The sequence below is a fragment of the Cohnella sp. GCM10020058 genome (genome assembly GCF_042683485.1).
In the GTDB taxonomy this organism is placed as follows: domain Bacteria; phylum Bacillota; class Bacilli; order Paenibacillales; family Paenibacillaceae; genus Cohnella.
Window position 1 is genome coordinate 237,098 of record NZ_JBHUJV010000013.1, and the last position, 15,077, is coordinate 252,174.

At 57.6% G+C, this 15,077-nt stretch carries 13 protein-coding genes; 5 read left to right on the plus strand and 8 right to left on the minus strand.

The annotated features are described in order from the left end of the window. Positions 1-70: 70 nt before the first annotated feature. The 3 genes from ACFSR7_RS22490 to ACFSR7_RS22500 all read right to left on the minus strand — a co-directional run bounded on the left by ACFSR7_RS22490 (position 71) and on the right by ACFSR7_RS22500 (position 5,161). Positions 71-2,851: a glycoside hydrolase family 38 N-terminal domain-containing protein gene (locus ACFSR7_RS22490; protein ID WP_378165447.1), complete on the minus strand. Its 2,781-nt coding sequence runs from the start codon at positions 2,849-2,851 to the stop codon at positions 71-73. Between the two features lie 211 nt (positions 2,852-3,062). After that, positions 3,063-4,232: a GntR family transcriptional regulator gene (locus ACFSR7_RS22495; RefSeq protein WP_378165448.1), complete on the minus strand. Its 1,170-nt coding sequence runs from the start codon at positions 4,230-4,232 to the stop codon at positions 3,063-3,065. 155 nt (positions 4,233-4,387) lie between these two features. Then, positions 4,388-5,161, minus strand: coding sequence for a phytanoyl-CoA dioxygenase family protein (locus tag ACFSR7_RS22500; protein ID WP_378166084.1), 774 nt, complete (start codon positions 5,159-5,161; stop codon positions 4,388-4,390). A 128-nt stretch (positions 5,162-5,289) separates the two neighbouring features. Between ACFSR7_RS22500 and ACFSR7_RS22505 the strand changes: the two genes are divergently transcribed. Beyond that, positions 5,290-6,183 carry a helix-turn-helix domain-containing protein gene (locus ACFSR7_RS22505; RefSeq protein WP_378165449.1) on the plus strand — a complete coding sequence of 298 codons (894 nt, stop codon included), beginning with the start codon at positions 5,290-5,292 and terminating at the stop codon, positions 6,181-6,183. Between the two features lie 81 nt (positions 6,184-6,264). On the opposite strand, the gene ACFSR7_RS22510 is transcribed toward ACFSR7_RS22505, so the two are convergent. After that, positions 6,265-7,794 carry a carboxypeptidase M32 gene (locus ACFSR7_RS22510; protein WP_378165451.1) on the minus strand — a complete coding sequence of 510 codons (1,530 nt, stop codon included), beginning with the start codon at positions 7,792-7,794 and terminating at the stop codon, positions 6,265-6,267. 114 nt (positions 7,795-7,908) lie between these two features. Between ACFSR7_RS22510 and ACFSR7_RS22515 the strand changes: the two genes are divergently transcribed. Together ACFSR7_RS22515 and ACFSR7_RS22520 are read left to right on the plus strand one after the other, a co-directional pair. Next, a complete protein-coding gene (locus ACFSR7_RS22515) occupies positions 7,909-8,256 on the plus strand; it encodes an iron-sulfur cluster biosynthesis family protein (protein ID WP_378165453.1) in 348 nt (115 codons plus the stop codon). 15 nt (positions 8,257-8,271) lie between these two features. After that, a complete protein-coding gene (locus ACFSR7_RS22520) occupies positions 8,272-8,871 on the plus strand; it encodes a beta-class carbonic anhydrase (protein ID WP_378165455.1) in 600 nt (199 codons plus the stop codon). On the opposite strand, the gene ACFSR7_RS22525 is transcribed toward ACFSR7_RS22520, so the two are convergent. Then, positions 8,868-9,422: a DUF309 domain-containing protein gene (locus ACFSR7_RS22525; RefSeq protein WP_378165456.1), complete on the minus strand. Its 555-nt coding sequence runs from the start codon at positions 9,420-9,422 to the stop codon at positions 8,868-8,870. The genes ACFSR7_RS22520 and ACFSR7_RS22525 overlap by 4 nt on opposite strands. Before the next feature lie 143 nt (positions 9,423-9,565). Here ACFSR7_RS22525 and ACFSR7_RS22530 point away from each other — a divergent pair, with 143 nt between their 5' ends. Further along, the gene (locus ACFSR7_RS22530; protein ID WP_378165458.1) at positions 9,566-10,012 is read left to right on the plus strand and encodes a hypothetical protein; all 447 of its coding nucleotides are present in this window, start codon (positions 9,566-9,568) and stop codon (positions 10,010-10,012) included. Between the two features lie 6 nt (positions 10,013-10,018). Then, entirely contained in the window at positions 10,019-10,309 is a 291-nt protein-coding gene (locus tag ACFSR7_RS22535; protein WP_378165460.1) for a DUF2653 family protein, read from the plus strand. 56 nt (positions 10,310-10,365) lie between these two features. Here the strand turns inward: ACFSR7_RS22535 and ACFSR7_RS22540 are convergent, their stop codons facing one another. The 3 genes from ACFSR7_RS22540 to fur all read right to left on the minus strand — a co-directional run bounded on the left by ACFSR7_RS22540 (position 10,366) and on the right by fur (position 15,000). Next, positions 10,366-12,813, minus strand: coding sequence for an EAL domain-containing protein (locus ACFSR7_RS22540; RefSeq protein ID WP_378165461.1), 2,448 nt, complete (start codon positions 12,811-12,813; stop codon positions 10,366-10,368). 365 nt (positions 12,814-13,178) lie between these two features. Beyond that, complete coding sequence (locus ACFSR7_RS22545) at positions 13,179-14,156, minus strand: aldo/keto reductase (protein WP_378165463.1); 978 nt, start codon at positions 14,154-14,156, stop codon at positions 13,179-13,181. A gap of 364 nt (positions 14,157-14,520) precedes the next feature. Then, on the minus strand, positions 14,521-15,000 hold the full coding sequence (fur, locus tag ACFSR7_RS22550) for a ferric iron uptake transcriptional regulator (protein WP_378165465.1): 480 nt from the start codon (positions 14,998-15,000) through the stop codon (positions 14,521-14,523). Positions 15,001-15,077 lie beyond the last annotated feature (77 nt).

Consider the following 15,077-nt stretch of genomic DNA (forward strand, 5'->3'; position numbering starts at 1 on the left):
GGCTATCGCAATCTCAAAGGATCGATTCGACAGCATGAGCTACCATTCGACAGCAAGTACGGCTTTTCCTTCATGCCTCCTCCGCTGCATGACCTCCCCAGACCAATCCGATCGTCACGATCTGACGGGGTCCGGCCTTGAAGGCGATCCCGCCCCCATCGGTCTCCAGCTTCTCGAGCATTTCCTCATTCAGGTTAAGGAGCCGGGCTTCGACAATTTCTTGCTCGCAAGTCAGTCTGCCGCTCGCCTCCCGGTCGGTCGTATTAAAAATCCGTACGATCCAGCGGTTCTCGCCCTCTTCGGCGGCTTTGACGGCGCTGATCTGCAGCCCTGCGCCCTCGATGCCGAGAAAAGATGCCGAGAGCGGCAGATTCGCGTCCCTGCGATAGGGCGATTCTCTCCAGACGCGGCCCGCAGGCCGTTCCGCGGTCCGGATCCCGGCCGCATAGCGCTGATGGGCCAACCAGAGCCTGCTCTCGAACTGTTCCTCGACGCGAATCGGCTCGATCGCATACGCGAACGTCATCGTTCTTAACTGCTGTCCGCCGTCGCCCGGATCGGTGCCGACCTCCTTGGCCGTGCTTCGGAAAAGCGTCAAGCCGAGCGCTCGGTCCTCGTCAGCGCGCAGGCATGTCTCGTAGAGTCCTTTGCTGTAAATCGCGAAACCTACCTTTCCGTCGCTTGCGGCGAGAATGCCGTTGTGCGGGAAAGCTTCATAAGGCTTGCGCAAATATTTGGACTGGTCAGGCTCGGAGAACGGCCGCTTCACCAGATCGAACGGCGTACTGGCGGCATAATGGTCCGTATCGAGCCCTGTCGGGAACCAGACGCCGAACCGGTGGTCGCGCACCGCGTTATCGACGACGGTCCGGCAGTAAACGACCGGGTCGCCTTGCAACAGCGTGACGAACGTCGTGACCGTAAAGTCCGTCCATGCTTCGCTGCGTTTGGCTCCCGAGGCGTCGACGCCCTGCGGCAGCCGCAGGCTGGAACGGATTCGCAGGCAGGTGGCATAGGGACCGTCGTAAACGACCGACACCTGCGCCGGAGAGCCGGCGGAGGTGAAGCGTTCGTTGCCGATCGGCGCCATATGCGTCCAGCCGTCCCCGATGTCTGCTTCGTCCTCGAAGCGCAGCAGCCCCCGGAACGTATGTCCGGTCGCGGCTTCGGTGATGTCGAGCGTGCCGTCCGGCTGCACTTCCAAGCGGATCCGCCCGTTGTTCCAGGCCCGGGCGCCGATCTTTTGCGTTCCTGGAAGGCGGACAGGCGCGATGAGCTTTGGCGCGCTGAACTCGAGCGTGCCGTGCCAATCGAGCTCGTAGGGTTCGACCGTATAGGCCGTATAGCCGAACGAAGGCACCTTCGCATGCAAGGCGAGCCGGTAAACGTCGCTGACCCGGCCGCGAGGCAGCTCGCGATAAGGACGGTACATTTCCGTATGCCCCCGCTGCACCGACAACACTTGGTAGGCGATCTCGCGCCGATCTCCGTCGAAAATACGGAAAGAAGTGCCTTGCAGATTATGATCGGCCATCCGAAGCGAGGCGTCCGATCCGGCCGGCAGCGAAAGCTCGATTTCCACGATACCGTCGATCTCGCTTTGCGACATGTTGAACACGGCCAGCACCTGTTTACCGTCCACCTTGCTTTCATCCAAGTGGTCGACGATGTAATGCACGCTTTCCTTGACAAGCCCGTCGCCTATTAGTCTGGCTTGATCGAACCGGTAAATCATATCCCGATGGACTTGATCGATGGAGCAGCCGCAGATCGAATCGTGCGGGTGGTTCTGGAGCAGATGCGTCCAGGCCTCGGTCAAAAAGCCTGCCGGATAAGGCTTACCCAGCGCCGCGGTCATGACGCCGAGCGGTTCCGCCCATTTTTCAAGCAGATTCTCGCCATGCTGGTTGTGCTGCTTGAGATGAATGCGGGACGACAGAACGTTTTCCGGCACCCAGTTGTTAATGCCATTGAAGCCGAGCGCGCGCTGCTCGCCTTTGTGAATGTTCAGGTCTTTGATTTTCAAGCGGAGATCGGCCGTATATTGCTCGATCGTGGCATGGACGAATTCGACGCCCGTCTCCTCGGTTAATGTGCGCAGCAGCCAAGTCAGCTGAGGTTCGATCTCGACATGGTCCACGCCGTCCATCCCGATCGCGATATCGGTGGTTGCGCGTTCATTTTTGTAAGTAAGGTACTGTTTTGCCCGCTCGATCAGCTCCTTCGCATGGCCCGAATAATCGTCGTCCCGCTCGAAAAACGGCCAACGCACGGCAAAGTAAAAATCGCTGTATGCCCGATCCTCGTCGAGCTTGAGCCCCAGCACCTTGCTCCCGTCCGCGCCTTCCCACCACAACTCCGACGGATCCCCGTCCCCATGGAAACCTCTGAACATGACGGCATGATCGATGCCGAACCCTTGAAGCAGCTGCGGCAATTGGCTGTTATGACCGAAAATATCCGTCACGTAACCGGAGCGAACAGGCTCGGCCCCCCATTTGCGGGCATCGCGAACGCCTTTGAGCAAATTGCGGATCAACGATTCGCCGCTGACGAGGAATTCGTCCGGCATCACGTACCAAGGTCCGATCTGGATCCTTCCGCCCGCGATCAGCTTCGCAAGACGATCCTTGCGCTCAGGCCGGATGCGGATGTAATCCTCCAGGATAATCGTCTGTCCGTCCAGCATGAAATAGCGATAAGCCTCATCGCGTTCCATATGGTCGATGAGTTCGTCCATCATGTGAACGAGGCGCAGGCGAAAGCCCTGGAAATCCTGGTACCACTCCCGATCCCAATGCGTGTGGGACAGCACATACATCTTGTTGATTTTTTTCTGGTTTTCGCTCAATGTAGAACCCCCTCAAATGACTAAATAATATATCATTATTAACACAGTTCATTGAATCGCACAACAATATGTTATATTATATGTTCAATAAATTTCTGCTCAGCAGAGTGAGTTTAATGCACTACGCCACGGATCAAAAACAAATAAGCCGTCCCCGAAGCGGTAATATCGGCTTGGGAACAGCTTTTTGCGGAAGTCTCAGATATTTGAATTATTGTCGAGGGGGAACTCCGGTTGACTCGCGTATGACGAGCGCCGTATCCAGCTGTTGGCCCGAAATCGGCGAGCCGTCGCGGATGAGCCGGATAAGCGAATCTGCGGCACGCTCCCCCATTTCATAGAAGGGCTGGCTGACCGTCGTAAGCGGCACCTCCAGATATTCGGTCATGGCGAGATTGTCAAAGCCCGCCACGGACAGCGCTTCGGGAACGGCAATTCCTGCGCGCAAGGCCGACTTGATCAGATGGATGGCCAACAAGTCGTTGCCGGCCAGCAAGGCAGTCGGCCTGCCGCTGCCGGACAGCCATCGCTTCAACAGGGCGTCCGCCTCTTTGTGAAGCACTTCAGGCTCGGTGCCCAAGGCCCAATCCGCCGATACGATCCACTCCGGACGTACCGGAATCCCCGCTTCGACGAGCGCGCGGCAGTATCCCTTGTACCGCTCGCGAAATGCCGGATGGATATACAACCCCGGCGCGACAAACGCGATTCTCTCATGACCCATTTGAATCAAATGCCGGGTCATTTCGTAGCTGCCGCGTTCATTGTCCGGCGAGAACAGCGGCACTTCGATACCTTCCAGGGGGTGATCGATGACGACATACGGAAAGCGACGGATCGTCATCCCGCTGAACAGGTCGATATTGTCAAGGCCTGCGCAGGGATACACAATGATTCCCCGTGCATCTTGCGCCAGCTTTTCCAGCAAGCTCCGTTCAAGCAGCGGGTCCATCATCGCATTATGAAAGCTGACATAGTAGCCGTGTTTTCGCGCCGCATGCTCGATACCGAGCAGAATATCCTGCCCCGCATGTTCCAAGTCGCTCATTACGACCGAGATGAGCGGAATTTCCGCTTTTGCAACCACTTCTGCGTTACCCGGGTCGTCTTCCGATCCGGCACCAGTTTTAGGATTCAATGACTCGTCGCTTTGGCGGTCCAGATCCTCGCGAACAAACGTCCCCTTGCCCTTAACGCGATATAGCAGCTGCCGATGCTCAAGCTCCCGCATCGCTCGAATAACGGTTATTCGGCTCACGCCAAACTGCTCGGCGATCTCGAGCTCCGTCGGCAGCCTGTCTCCCGCCTTTAACCGCCGTTCCGCGATTTCATCAAGGAAAAACGAGAAAATTTTGCGATATAACGGCGTCCCCTGCGTCATTTGATCTCATGCCCTTCATTGTCGATGCAGTCATTATAGCAAATGACATATCATTCAGCCAAACCTACCGACGCAACAGCCCAAAAATAGACCTGCCGCCCCTAAAAGGACGACAGGTCTTGGCTCGGATCGATAGAAACGCTTGGCCTAGCCCGTTATTTCAAAGCGTATTCAGGCTGGTAAGATTTATAAACGGGATTCTCCCCGCAAACCATGAGTCCCTGTCCCCAGTTCACGTGCACGTCTTCGGTCGGCAGGTCCGTCGGGTCGCGGTACTGGAACAGGACGTTGCGCCGGTTGCGCGCGCTGCGATTGACGTCGGAGCCGTGGATGGTCAAATAGTTGAAGAACAGCACGTCGCCCGCCGATGCCGGACAAGGCGTCGCCGCGGACAATGGGTATTCCCGGTGATCCAGGTAATAGCGTCCGACATGCGGCAGCAGGCCTTGCTTGTGGGAGCCCGGAATAACGCACAGGCAGCCGTTTTCCATGTCCGAATCGTCCAGATGGACGCTGGCTGCGAGCATCGTATGATCGGCATGCGGGAAATAAGGCGTGTCCTGATGCAGCGGGAAGGCGGCGCCTTTTTCGGGCGGCTTGACCAGCATCTTGCTGTGGTGAAGCTGAACGTTGAGACCGATCAGCTGCGACAAGACGGCCGTCATGTTCGGGTGCACGGCTGCGCGGGTAAACGAAGCATCGTGATAATGAACGTCGTGGAAGCCTTTGAGCACCAGCTTCTTCAATTCCTCCGGCGGCAGATAGTCCCCCTGCCAGGTCGCATTGCCGTCGAACTTCGACTTGGCGGCGCGATCGATGATGCCGGTTACGGCGTTTCGCATCTCATCCACTTCTGCGGACGAGAATACGCCGCGGACGAGCAAGTACCCGCTATCCTTGTAAAATTGTACGTCGTCTGCTTTAATCAGCTTATCCATTCAAAATTTCCTCCTTCGATGTAAACGCTAAGAATACGATCAGTATAGGAAATTTTAAGACGACTGTATTTGCAAAAGCCGGACGTCCGTTTGCACAATCGCGCCAAGAGGTGACAGCGTTGACCGAAGAAAACTTCTTTTTCGTGACCCGGATCTTGAACGAGAACTACAGAAGATGCACCGACGGGGATGGCGTCACCTTTCAAATTTACAACTGGGGACTCGCGTGGCAGCATTACGACAATCCCGTTCACCGGCATTCGTTTCATGAAATTTGCTACGTACTCGACGGGATAGGCGAATACGAGGACGACGACGTCACTTACAAGCTAGAGAGCGGCTCTCTGTTCGCGTCGCTGCCCGGACATTGGCATCAGATTCGCAGCCAGTCGGGCCTGAAGCTGTTTTTTGTCGCCTTCGAGGTCGTCGCGGCACCGGCGTCTTCCGAGGCCAAGCAGTATGAGGACGAGCTGCAAAGCAGCAACTCGCCGGTCGTTGCGGATGCCGAAGGCGTGACCGCACTGTTATGGCGAGCACTGTACCGGCATGTCCTGCTGCATCAGGCAGACGGCGAGCCGCAAACGAAAAGCTTGTGCGCGATGCTGCTTCGATCGTTTCAGAGAACGTTCGGGCGGCAGGACGGAACGCCCGCAACTAAGGCGAAGGCCTCCTCCCGTTCCCGCACGCATCTCGTCCAGCTGGCGAAGCGTTATATTCACGACAACCTCGCGGGCTCGCTGGGCCTCGCGGAAGTGTCCGCCTATCTGAATATATCCTCGCGTCATTTGTCCCGTATCTTCAAGGAAGAGCTCGGCCAATCGCTCGTGGACTACGTCACCCGCGAACGCATGCTCACCGCTGAAGGTTTGCTCAAGACGACGCTCTTCAATGTCAAAGAAGTCGCTGACGCCACGGGGTATCAGTCCGTACATTACTTCACCCGCGTATTTTCGGATCGCTTCGGCATGCCGCCCGCCGAGTATCGCAAGGCGACATTGCCTGCCGGCGAATAATCCACGCTTTAAGTTCTGCAACGCAAAAAAGGGATGATCAGGTTACCCCTGTTCATCCCTTTGCAGTCGCATACCCGACGATTAAGACAGCCGATAGATCTCTTTGTACTTCTCTTCCAAGTAATCGCACAGATCGTCCGACCGCAGCGGCTCTCCGGTGATCCGCTCGATAATCTCGCCAGGCTCGAGCATCTTGCCGTGCCGGTACACCTTCTCGGCGAGCCATTCCTTGAGGGGCAGCAGGCGCCCGGCGGCGATGTCTTCGTAAAGCGCCGGCAGCTCGCGCTCCGCCGTCTTCAGCATCTGAGCCGCATACATATTGCCCAGCGAATACGACGGGAAGTAGCCGAACATGCCGCCCGACCAGTGGACATCCTGCAGGACGCCTTCGCCCGCGTTCGAAGGCTCGATGCCGAGTGCTTCCTTGTACTTCGCGTTCCACACTTCTTCGAGCCGTTCGGGATCGAGATTGTCGTTAAACAGCATCTTCTCGATCTCGTATCGGATCATAATGTGGATGTTGTACGTCAACTCGTCCGCTTCGATACGGATCAGCGACGGCTCGACGACGTTGATGCCGCGGTAGAACGCCTCCGCGTCGACGCCTTCGAGCTGCGCGGGAAATTCTTTCTTGAGCTCCGGCAAATACCGTTCCCAGAACCCGCGGCTGCGCCCGATCATATTTTCCCACAGGCGCGACTGCGATTCGTGAATGCCCATCGAAGTGCCGCCGCATAGCGGCGTGCCGTTAAGCTTCGGATCCACGTTCTGCTCGTACAACGCATGTCCGCACTCGTGGATGGTGCCGAACAACGCGCTCGTCAGATCGTCCTCCAGATACCGCGTCGTAATCCGTACATCGCCCGTGCTAAGACCGGTCGCGAACGGATGCACGCTCTCGTCGAGTCTGCCCGCATCGAAGTCGTAGCCCATCTGGCCGAGCGTGTAAAGGCTGAAGCGCTTCTGCGCGGCTTTGTCGAAGGTGCCCTGCAGGAAGGCCGTATCCGGCTTGTCTCCCCGCTGCGCGATGTCTGCGGCGAGCGGCACGAGCCGATTGCGCAGCTCGCCGAACAGCCGGTCCAGCTCCGTCGTGGTCGTGCCAGGCTCGTACATGTCCAGCAGCGTGTCGTACGGCGTTCCCTTCACGCCCCAGAGCGCGATGAAGCGGCGGTTGTAATCGACGATTTGCTTCAAATATGGGAGAAATCCTTTAAAATCGCTTTTGGCCTTGGCTTCTTCCCATTCGGTCTCGGCTTGGGAGGTCAGCACAACGTATTCACGGTACAGCTCCGGCGGGATCTTGAGGTTCCGCTCGTATTCCTTGCGCGTCTCCTTGATCAGCTTGCGATCCACGTCGGTCAGCTTGCCGTCCGAATCGGCCCCGTCCAGCTCCGCGAGCAGCTCGCCCATCTCCGAGGACGTGGACAGCCTGAACATCTCCGAGGACAGCGCCCCGACGGCCTCGGAGCGCTGGGCGATGCCCTTGCGCGGCGCTCCCGTCCGCATGTCCCAATAGACGACGCCAAGCAGCTCTTCATAATGCTTGATCTGGGTCGTCAGCGCACGAAACCGGACGATCGCCGAATCCTTTGCTGCGGCATTATCACGCATTCCGATCTCATCCTTCCATTTCCTATTGAATAGCAGACCCCTTGATCATACCTGCCCCGATCTCTATAATCAACATAACGGTCTTATAACGCTAACCGAAAGGAGCGAAGAGCGATGAGAATCGAGTGGACGAATGAGGCAGCCTCCGCGCTGCAATCGAAGTTCGCCCCGCCGGTCCGCGTCTGGAAGCTGGTATCGGACAACGAAGGCTGCGGCTGCGCAGTTAACGGCGTGCCCTTTTTATGGGCGGTCGACGAGCCGGGAGCCGGGGACCTTCGTGCCGACAGCGAGCCGGTCGAGCTTTGGTACGAGCCGCGCCATGCGGTCTACTTCGACGAAGTTCTGCGCGTCTCCTACAATAGCGCGACCCGCAGCTTCAAGCTGTCCAGCGACGGCCAGATCTACACGAACGCGCTGGGTACCGTCGACTTAAGAACTTCCGCAAGCACTTATACTCGCTGATAGGAGCCACTCAAGATGACCAAATTGGAAGAAGTGCTTAGTTACAACAAAGAGTTCGTCGCCAACAACGAATACGAAAAGTACGCCAACAACAATGCGCCGGACCGGCGCCTTGTCGTCGTCACTTGCATGGACACGCGTCTGACTGAGCTGCTTCCGAAGGCGCTCAACATTCGCAACGGCGACGCGAAGATCATTAAAAACGCGGGCGCCATCATCACCGCGCCGTTCGGCAACATTATGCGAAGCGTCATCGTCGCGCTCTACGAGCTGAAGGGCGACGAAGTGATGATCATCGGCCACAAGGATTGCGGTATGACGGGCATCGATCCGAAGGTCGTCGTCGGCCATATGATGAAGCGCGGCATCCGTCAGGACACGATCCGCATGCTGCACAATTCCGGCGTCGACTTCAACCGTTGGCTGACCGGCTTCGAGAACGTCAAGAGCAGCGTGGAAAACAGCGTCGAAATCGTCCGCAACCATCCGCTGCTCCCGCCCGGCACGCCGGTTCACGGCCTGATCATCGACCCCGTGACGGGCGAGCTCGAGCTTGTGACCGACGGTTACGATTTTCTGTCGGCCCAGCACGACGCCAGCGCGCTGATCGACTAATCGGCGCCTTCGGATGTCCGGTTCTTTTGCCGGCTGCGGATCGAGGATTCTCTTGCTTCGACGACTTCCGTGCGGTCCCTCGCGAGATGGCGATGGACGATGCTATCGTCCGCCAGCTGCCCGGGGGACAGCCACGCAGCGCCCAGCGCTTCGGCCCGGCGCACGGCTGCCTCCAACAGCTCGCTGTCCGCAATCGGAAGATTGAAGTCGTCGTAGACGACGTTATGCGCGTCCTTCCAGCGCTCTCTTCTGCGGGCCAGCATTTGCTTCAGCCGCCGGCCGTCCAGGCCGAGCTCGTCCATCCGGTCCGGCTCGATCTCCGATTCGGCCTTCGCGAGCAGCTTCATGGCTCCGCTGCCATTGCCCCTGCGCGCATGGTACTGCATGACTGCGATCCGGATCAGCACCAGCCAGCTGCCTTCATAGGCGGCTTCTTTTTTTTCCTTCCAATATTCCTCCATAATCTCGTGACACTCAAAATAGTCGCGGGTGCCATGATATTGCGCCAAATAATGTACGAAAGGCTCGGGAATCGGGAATAATGACATCATGTCGCCAGAACGCTCCTTCCTTCCAAGCAAGTTCAAAGTTCCAATAGCAACAAGCATACGAAAAAACGCGAAAAAATGAAACCGCTCGTGACTTTTACCGTATTACTGAACGCATCTTATTTACACAGGAGGAATCGCAACGTATGTGGAAAAAATTGTTGCTCGTGTTCACGCTATTCGCGTTCACGGCGGCCGTCGTCATTCCTGCCGACGCAGCGGACGCCGCGCGCAAAGGATTCAGCTCCAGCAAGCGTTCGTACACCAAGACGCCGGCCAAGGCGCAGGACAACGTATCCAGCAGCACGAACAAGAGTACCGGAACGACGGCGGGGGCCGGCGCAACGACGCCTAAGCGCGGATTCACGAGCGGAGGCGGCTTCATGAAAGGCTTGATGATCGGCGGCATCGCCGGCATGCTGTTCGGCGGAATGTTCGGCGGCATGGGCTTCTTCGGAGACATCCTGGGCCTGCTCGTCAATCTCGCCGCGATCTTCTTCGTCATCGTCCTGATCATGGGCATCGTGAATTCCTTGCGCCGTCGCAGACAGCATCAGCCGCAGGGTCCTAACGATCCCAACCGACGCTGGTAATCCGATATGAGGCTGACGACGGACGAGATCGTAAACGCCGTATGCCTGCATACGTCGGAGCGGCAGCAGGTCCCCGTCACTTCCGTTGAAGTCGAGCTCTTCTGGGACGATGAGCAAGGCTTCACCGCCGAGATGTGGGTCGAGGGACGAAGCCGCTACCTGATCGAAGCCAATCTCAAGGAAGCGATCGTACGATATATGCTGTCCGAATACGGACGCCGCGTCTATCCCTCTTCCATCACGATGGTGGCGGACGAGGAGCTTGAGGAAATATTCGCGGACGTATTCGAAGAATAACGCTCCATACAGAAGGGCCGGCGGTCAACTGACCGCCGGCCCTTCTGTCATGTGCTTTAGGCTCTCAGCTTGCTGTCGCGCAGCGGCTCGAAGAAGCTCCGTTCGATCTCGTCGGCTGGAATCGGCTTGCTGAAGTAGTAGCCTTGAATCTCTCTGCAGGATTGAGCGCGAAGAATATCGAGCTGCTCCTTGGTCTCGATGCCCTCCGCGATGATGTCGAGCTTGAGATGCTCGGCCATCGAGATGATCGTCGCGACGATCGCACGGTCGCTCTCGCTCACCGTAATGTCGCGGATGAAGGAACGGTCGATCTTCAGCTTGTGGATCGGGAAATGCTTCAGATAGCTGAGCGAGCTGTAGCCTGTCCCGAAATCGTCCAGACTGATGCGTACGCCGAGCGCGCTGAGACGGTTCAGAATCGCCGTCGACACCTCCACGTCCATCATCATGCTCTCGGTAATTTCCAGGTCGAGATACTGCGGATCAAGCCCCGATTCGGACAAAATGTTCGCAATGTGCTCGTCCAGATTGGACTGGTAAAATTGCTGGGAGGACAGGTTGACGGACACCGGCACAAGCGGCCCGCCGGCCAAATGCCATTCGCGCATCTGACGGCAAGCTTCTCTAAGCACCCAGTCGCCGAGCGGGCCGATGAGCGCGATCTCTTCGGCAAGCGGAATGAACACGCCGGGAGAGATCATGCCCTTCTGCGGGTGATTCCAGCGTACGAGCGCCTCCACGCCGATCATGAGGCCGTCCGAGGAACGCACCTGCGGCTGGTAAAAGAGCTCGAGCTCATTGCGCGGCAGCGCCTGTCTGAAATCGCGCTCGAGCTCAAGCTTCTCGGTCAGCTTGTCGTTCAGCTCGGGCTGGTAGAAGCGGTATCCGTTTTTCCCCTGCTTCTTGATCTCGTACATGGCCAGATCCGCATGCCGGAGCAGCTGGTCGGGCTGTTCGCCGTGCTCCGGACAGACGGCGATGCCGATGCTCGCCGTCACGTAGTAATCTTGGTGATGCAGCGGGTAAGGACGCTGAATCTGGTGGACGATCTCCTCCGCCAGCTCGGACAGCGCCTCCCTGCTGCAGGTATCCATGACGAGGATCGCGAACTCGTCGCCGCCGAGCCGCGCGAGCTCCGCGCCGCTGCCCTCGAGCGCTTGCAAGATCCGCTCCGATACGTCCTTCAGGAACTGGTCGCCGTATTGATGCCCGAGCGAATCGTTGATCAGCTTGAACCGGTCGATATCGAGCACCATGACGGCGAAGCAGCTGCGGTTGATGCCGAGCTCCGACGCGGTCGCGGCCAATCGTTCTTGCCATTTGCGGCGGTTCGGAAGGCCCGTAAGGTCGTCTTCGTACGCCATTTTCCGGATATGCTCTTCCTTGGATTTGTCCTCGGTCACGTCGCGCAGCTTCATGTACATGCCAACGGCACCGTCGCCGGAGCGGACAGTCGCAATCGAGACTCTCAGGCTCAGCTCTTCGCCCTTGGCGTTCACGATGGTCGACTCGTACTGCTGGCGCTTGCCGTCCTTGGCCAGCGCGAGAATATGCGCCTGCTCCTCCGAACGTTCGGAAACGGCGACGCGCAGCAGTTCCTCTAGCGGCATGCCGATGAGCGTGGCTTGCTGTACGCCGACGATACGCTCCGCCGACGGATTAAGACCCGTGATCTTCCGGTCGAGACTGAGCGTGATGATGCCGTCGGTCATGCTATCGTAGATCGCCTTGTACCAATTCTGGCTCTCTTCGATCCGCCGCTGCTTGGCAGCAAAACGCTTGGCGATGACGATGCCTGCGAGCGAGAGCCCCAGCGTCAGCAGCGTGCCGACGACGACGCCGTAAGCCATTATTCGCTGGTTCGAGAACATGCCCATACTGCCGTGCATACTCGCATGGTCCATCTCGAATGCGGCCGCGCTCATGCCCGTATAGTGCATGCCCGCTACGGCAGCGCCCATGATCAGCCCGCTCGCCAGCTTCTTGCGGACCGCGTAGCGCTTCTGCTGACGGTGGTAGACGAAGGCGAGCCATAACGCTGCGATGGACGCAATCAGCGCGATGACGACCGACAACGTCACGATGGTCGGCGAATACCGGATCGGCATCTTCATCGCATCCATGCCGATGTAATGCATGGCGCATATGCCCGTGGCCAGTGAAACGCCAGCCATCAGGAGGCGACGGTAGCCCAAATGAGGCTTCGCCGAGATAAATAACGCGACGAAGCAGCCTGCAATCGCGGCGGCAGCCGATACGACGACGAGCAAGCTGTCGTATTTGACGGCCATCGGCAGGCGCAGGGCAAGCATTCCGACAAAGTGCATCGACCAGATGCCCATGCCCATGATCGCCGAGCTGAAACCGATCCATAATGTTTTGTATCCGGAGCTTGCGGTGCTGATGCGGCCTGCGAGATCGAGCGTCGTATAGGAAGCGAGTACGGCGATCAAATAAGAGAGCAAAACGAGTGAGAGATCATAGGATCCGTGCGTGTGTGTCATGGCGGTCCTCCTAGCCAAATCATGCGCTGTCCGATAGCGTCGCGCTTTTACCCATTATACGTGGAATCGACGCATAGTACACCCAATTCTTGGCGCAAATCATCATAATTCATCGATATTTGTCGATCGAGCGCTTTAATCTATATTTATTATTCCTATGAAACCGTCAGCAAGATCGCCCTGTCCGTCTCTTTAGGTTTTGCGGCCCTCCGAAACTTGCTTCGTGTTTCTACAGCAAAGCTCCGCCACGCCGAAAACGCGCTTATCTCTCACGGATTGCCTCCAAATTTATCTTCTTTATTCTAGACAGAAGGCAAAAAAAGCCGTTCGCGATCGCGAACGGCTCCCACATCGTTTAGCTTCTATTACCAGGCATAAGCGCGCGGCGCTTCCCCCGGTCCCGGGAAAATCTCGTCCAGACGCTTCAGCGTCGCCTCGCTTAGCTCGATGTCGACGACGCGCAGCGCGCCCTCGAGCTGCTCCATCGTGCGAGGCCCGATGATCGGCGCGGTCATAGCCGGATGCGCCAGCGTCCAGGCCAGCGCCAGGTTCGCTTCGGATTCGCCCAGCTCCGCCGCGAGCTTGGCGAACGCTTCTAGCTGCGGACGATACTTTTCCACGCGCGTCTGGTCGCTGGCCCGCTTCGAGCCCGGCGCCGGATTGAGCGCATGTCCGCTCAGCAGACCGCCGTCCAGCGGACTCCAGGCGATAACGCCGATTCCGTGCTCGTGCGCGGCCGGCAGCACTTCAAGCTCGGGAAGACGCGTGATCAGGCTGAATTTGTGCTGCTCGGACACAAGGCCGAGCATGCCCTTCGATTTCGCTTCGTACTGGGCTTTTACAAGATCGCGGCCCGCGAAGTTACTCGAGCCTACGTATCCGATCTTGCCCTGATATTGCGCGATGCGGAAAGCTTCCCACAGCTCGTCCCAAGAAACGTTGCGATCGACGTGATGCATCTGGTATAGCTCGATATGATCCGTCTGCAGCCGACGAAGCGAGCCTTCGAGGTGGCGACGAAGCTTGTACGACGACAGACCGGCTTCGCCGTTGGGTCCGTCGTGCGCGTCGCTCATATCGCCATAGAACTTGGTCGCCAGCACGACGCGCTCTCTCCGTCCTCCGCCCTGCGCGAACCAGCGTCCGATGATTTCCTCGGTACGTCCCGCGTTTTCGCCCCAACCGTAAATATTCGCCGTATCGAAGAAGTTGATGCCAGCGTCGAGCGCGGCGTCCATCATCCGGAACGCGTCCTTCTCGTCCGTGTCCACCCCGAAGTTCATCGTTCCGAGGCACAACTTGCTGACCTTAAGGCCCGATTTTCCCAGTTGACTGAATTTCACTAGCGAATCTCCTCCTCGATATGAATTCCTCTCTATTGTAACCGATCGTATAACAGTTAGGCTAATGCCATCCGATACGCAGCATCTGTAATCGCCATCCAGCTGCATAATTCCGCGGGAGGGGTAAACATTAACAGAAACGGAGGTTTAGCCATGATTGTCACATACACGCTTATGTTCATTTTATTGATTGTCGCCGTCGGATGGCTGTTGTTCCGTGCAAGGGACCTGAAGCGCAAATCGGACAGGCGCTAACCGGTCCGTCTTCGACTGACGCGCAAACAGCCCCCGCAAGCGAAGCGGCAGCTTCGCCTGCGAGGGCTGTTATTCAAATAGAACCAGTTGCGCTGCAAGCGGATTGCGCTCAAGAGACCGCCTTGCTTGTCCTTTTGCAGCCTTCGCGCTGGCAGCTGGCGTAGGTGCCCGTGAATTCGAGACGATGGTCCGTCACGAGAAATCCGTATTCCCGCGCGAGACGCTGCTCCAGCTCTCCGAGCCAATCTTCCTTGATCTCCTTCAAACGTCCGCAAACAGTACAGATCAGATGGTGGTGCATATGCGCATTCTCGTCGCTCCGGAGGTCGAATCGAGCAACGCCGTCGCCGAAATTCATTTTCTCCACGATATGAAGCTCTGCCAAAAGCTCCAGCGTACGATACACAGTCGCTAGGCCGATGTCCGGATGCACTTCGCGCACGAGCATGAACACTTCTTCCGCGCTCAGATGATCCTGCTCGTATTCGAGCAATACGCGCACCGTCGCTTCGCGTTGCGAAGTCAGCTTATAGCCTTTGCTGAGCAGCTGCTTATTTATTTTAGTCAATTGATCTTCGAGTACCGCCATCGGGATTGCCCCCTTCGTCCGCAGAACGCATTTACGCCATGCAGATTATAATGATTCTAATCTATTATAACCGAAGA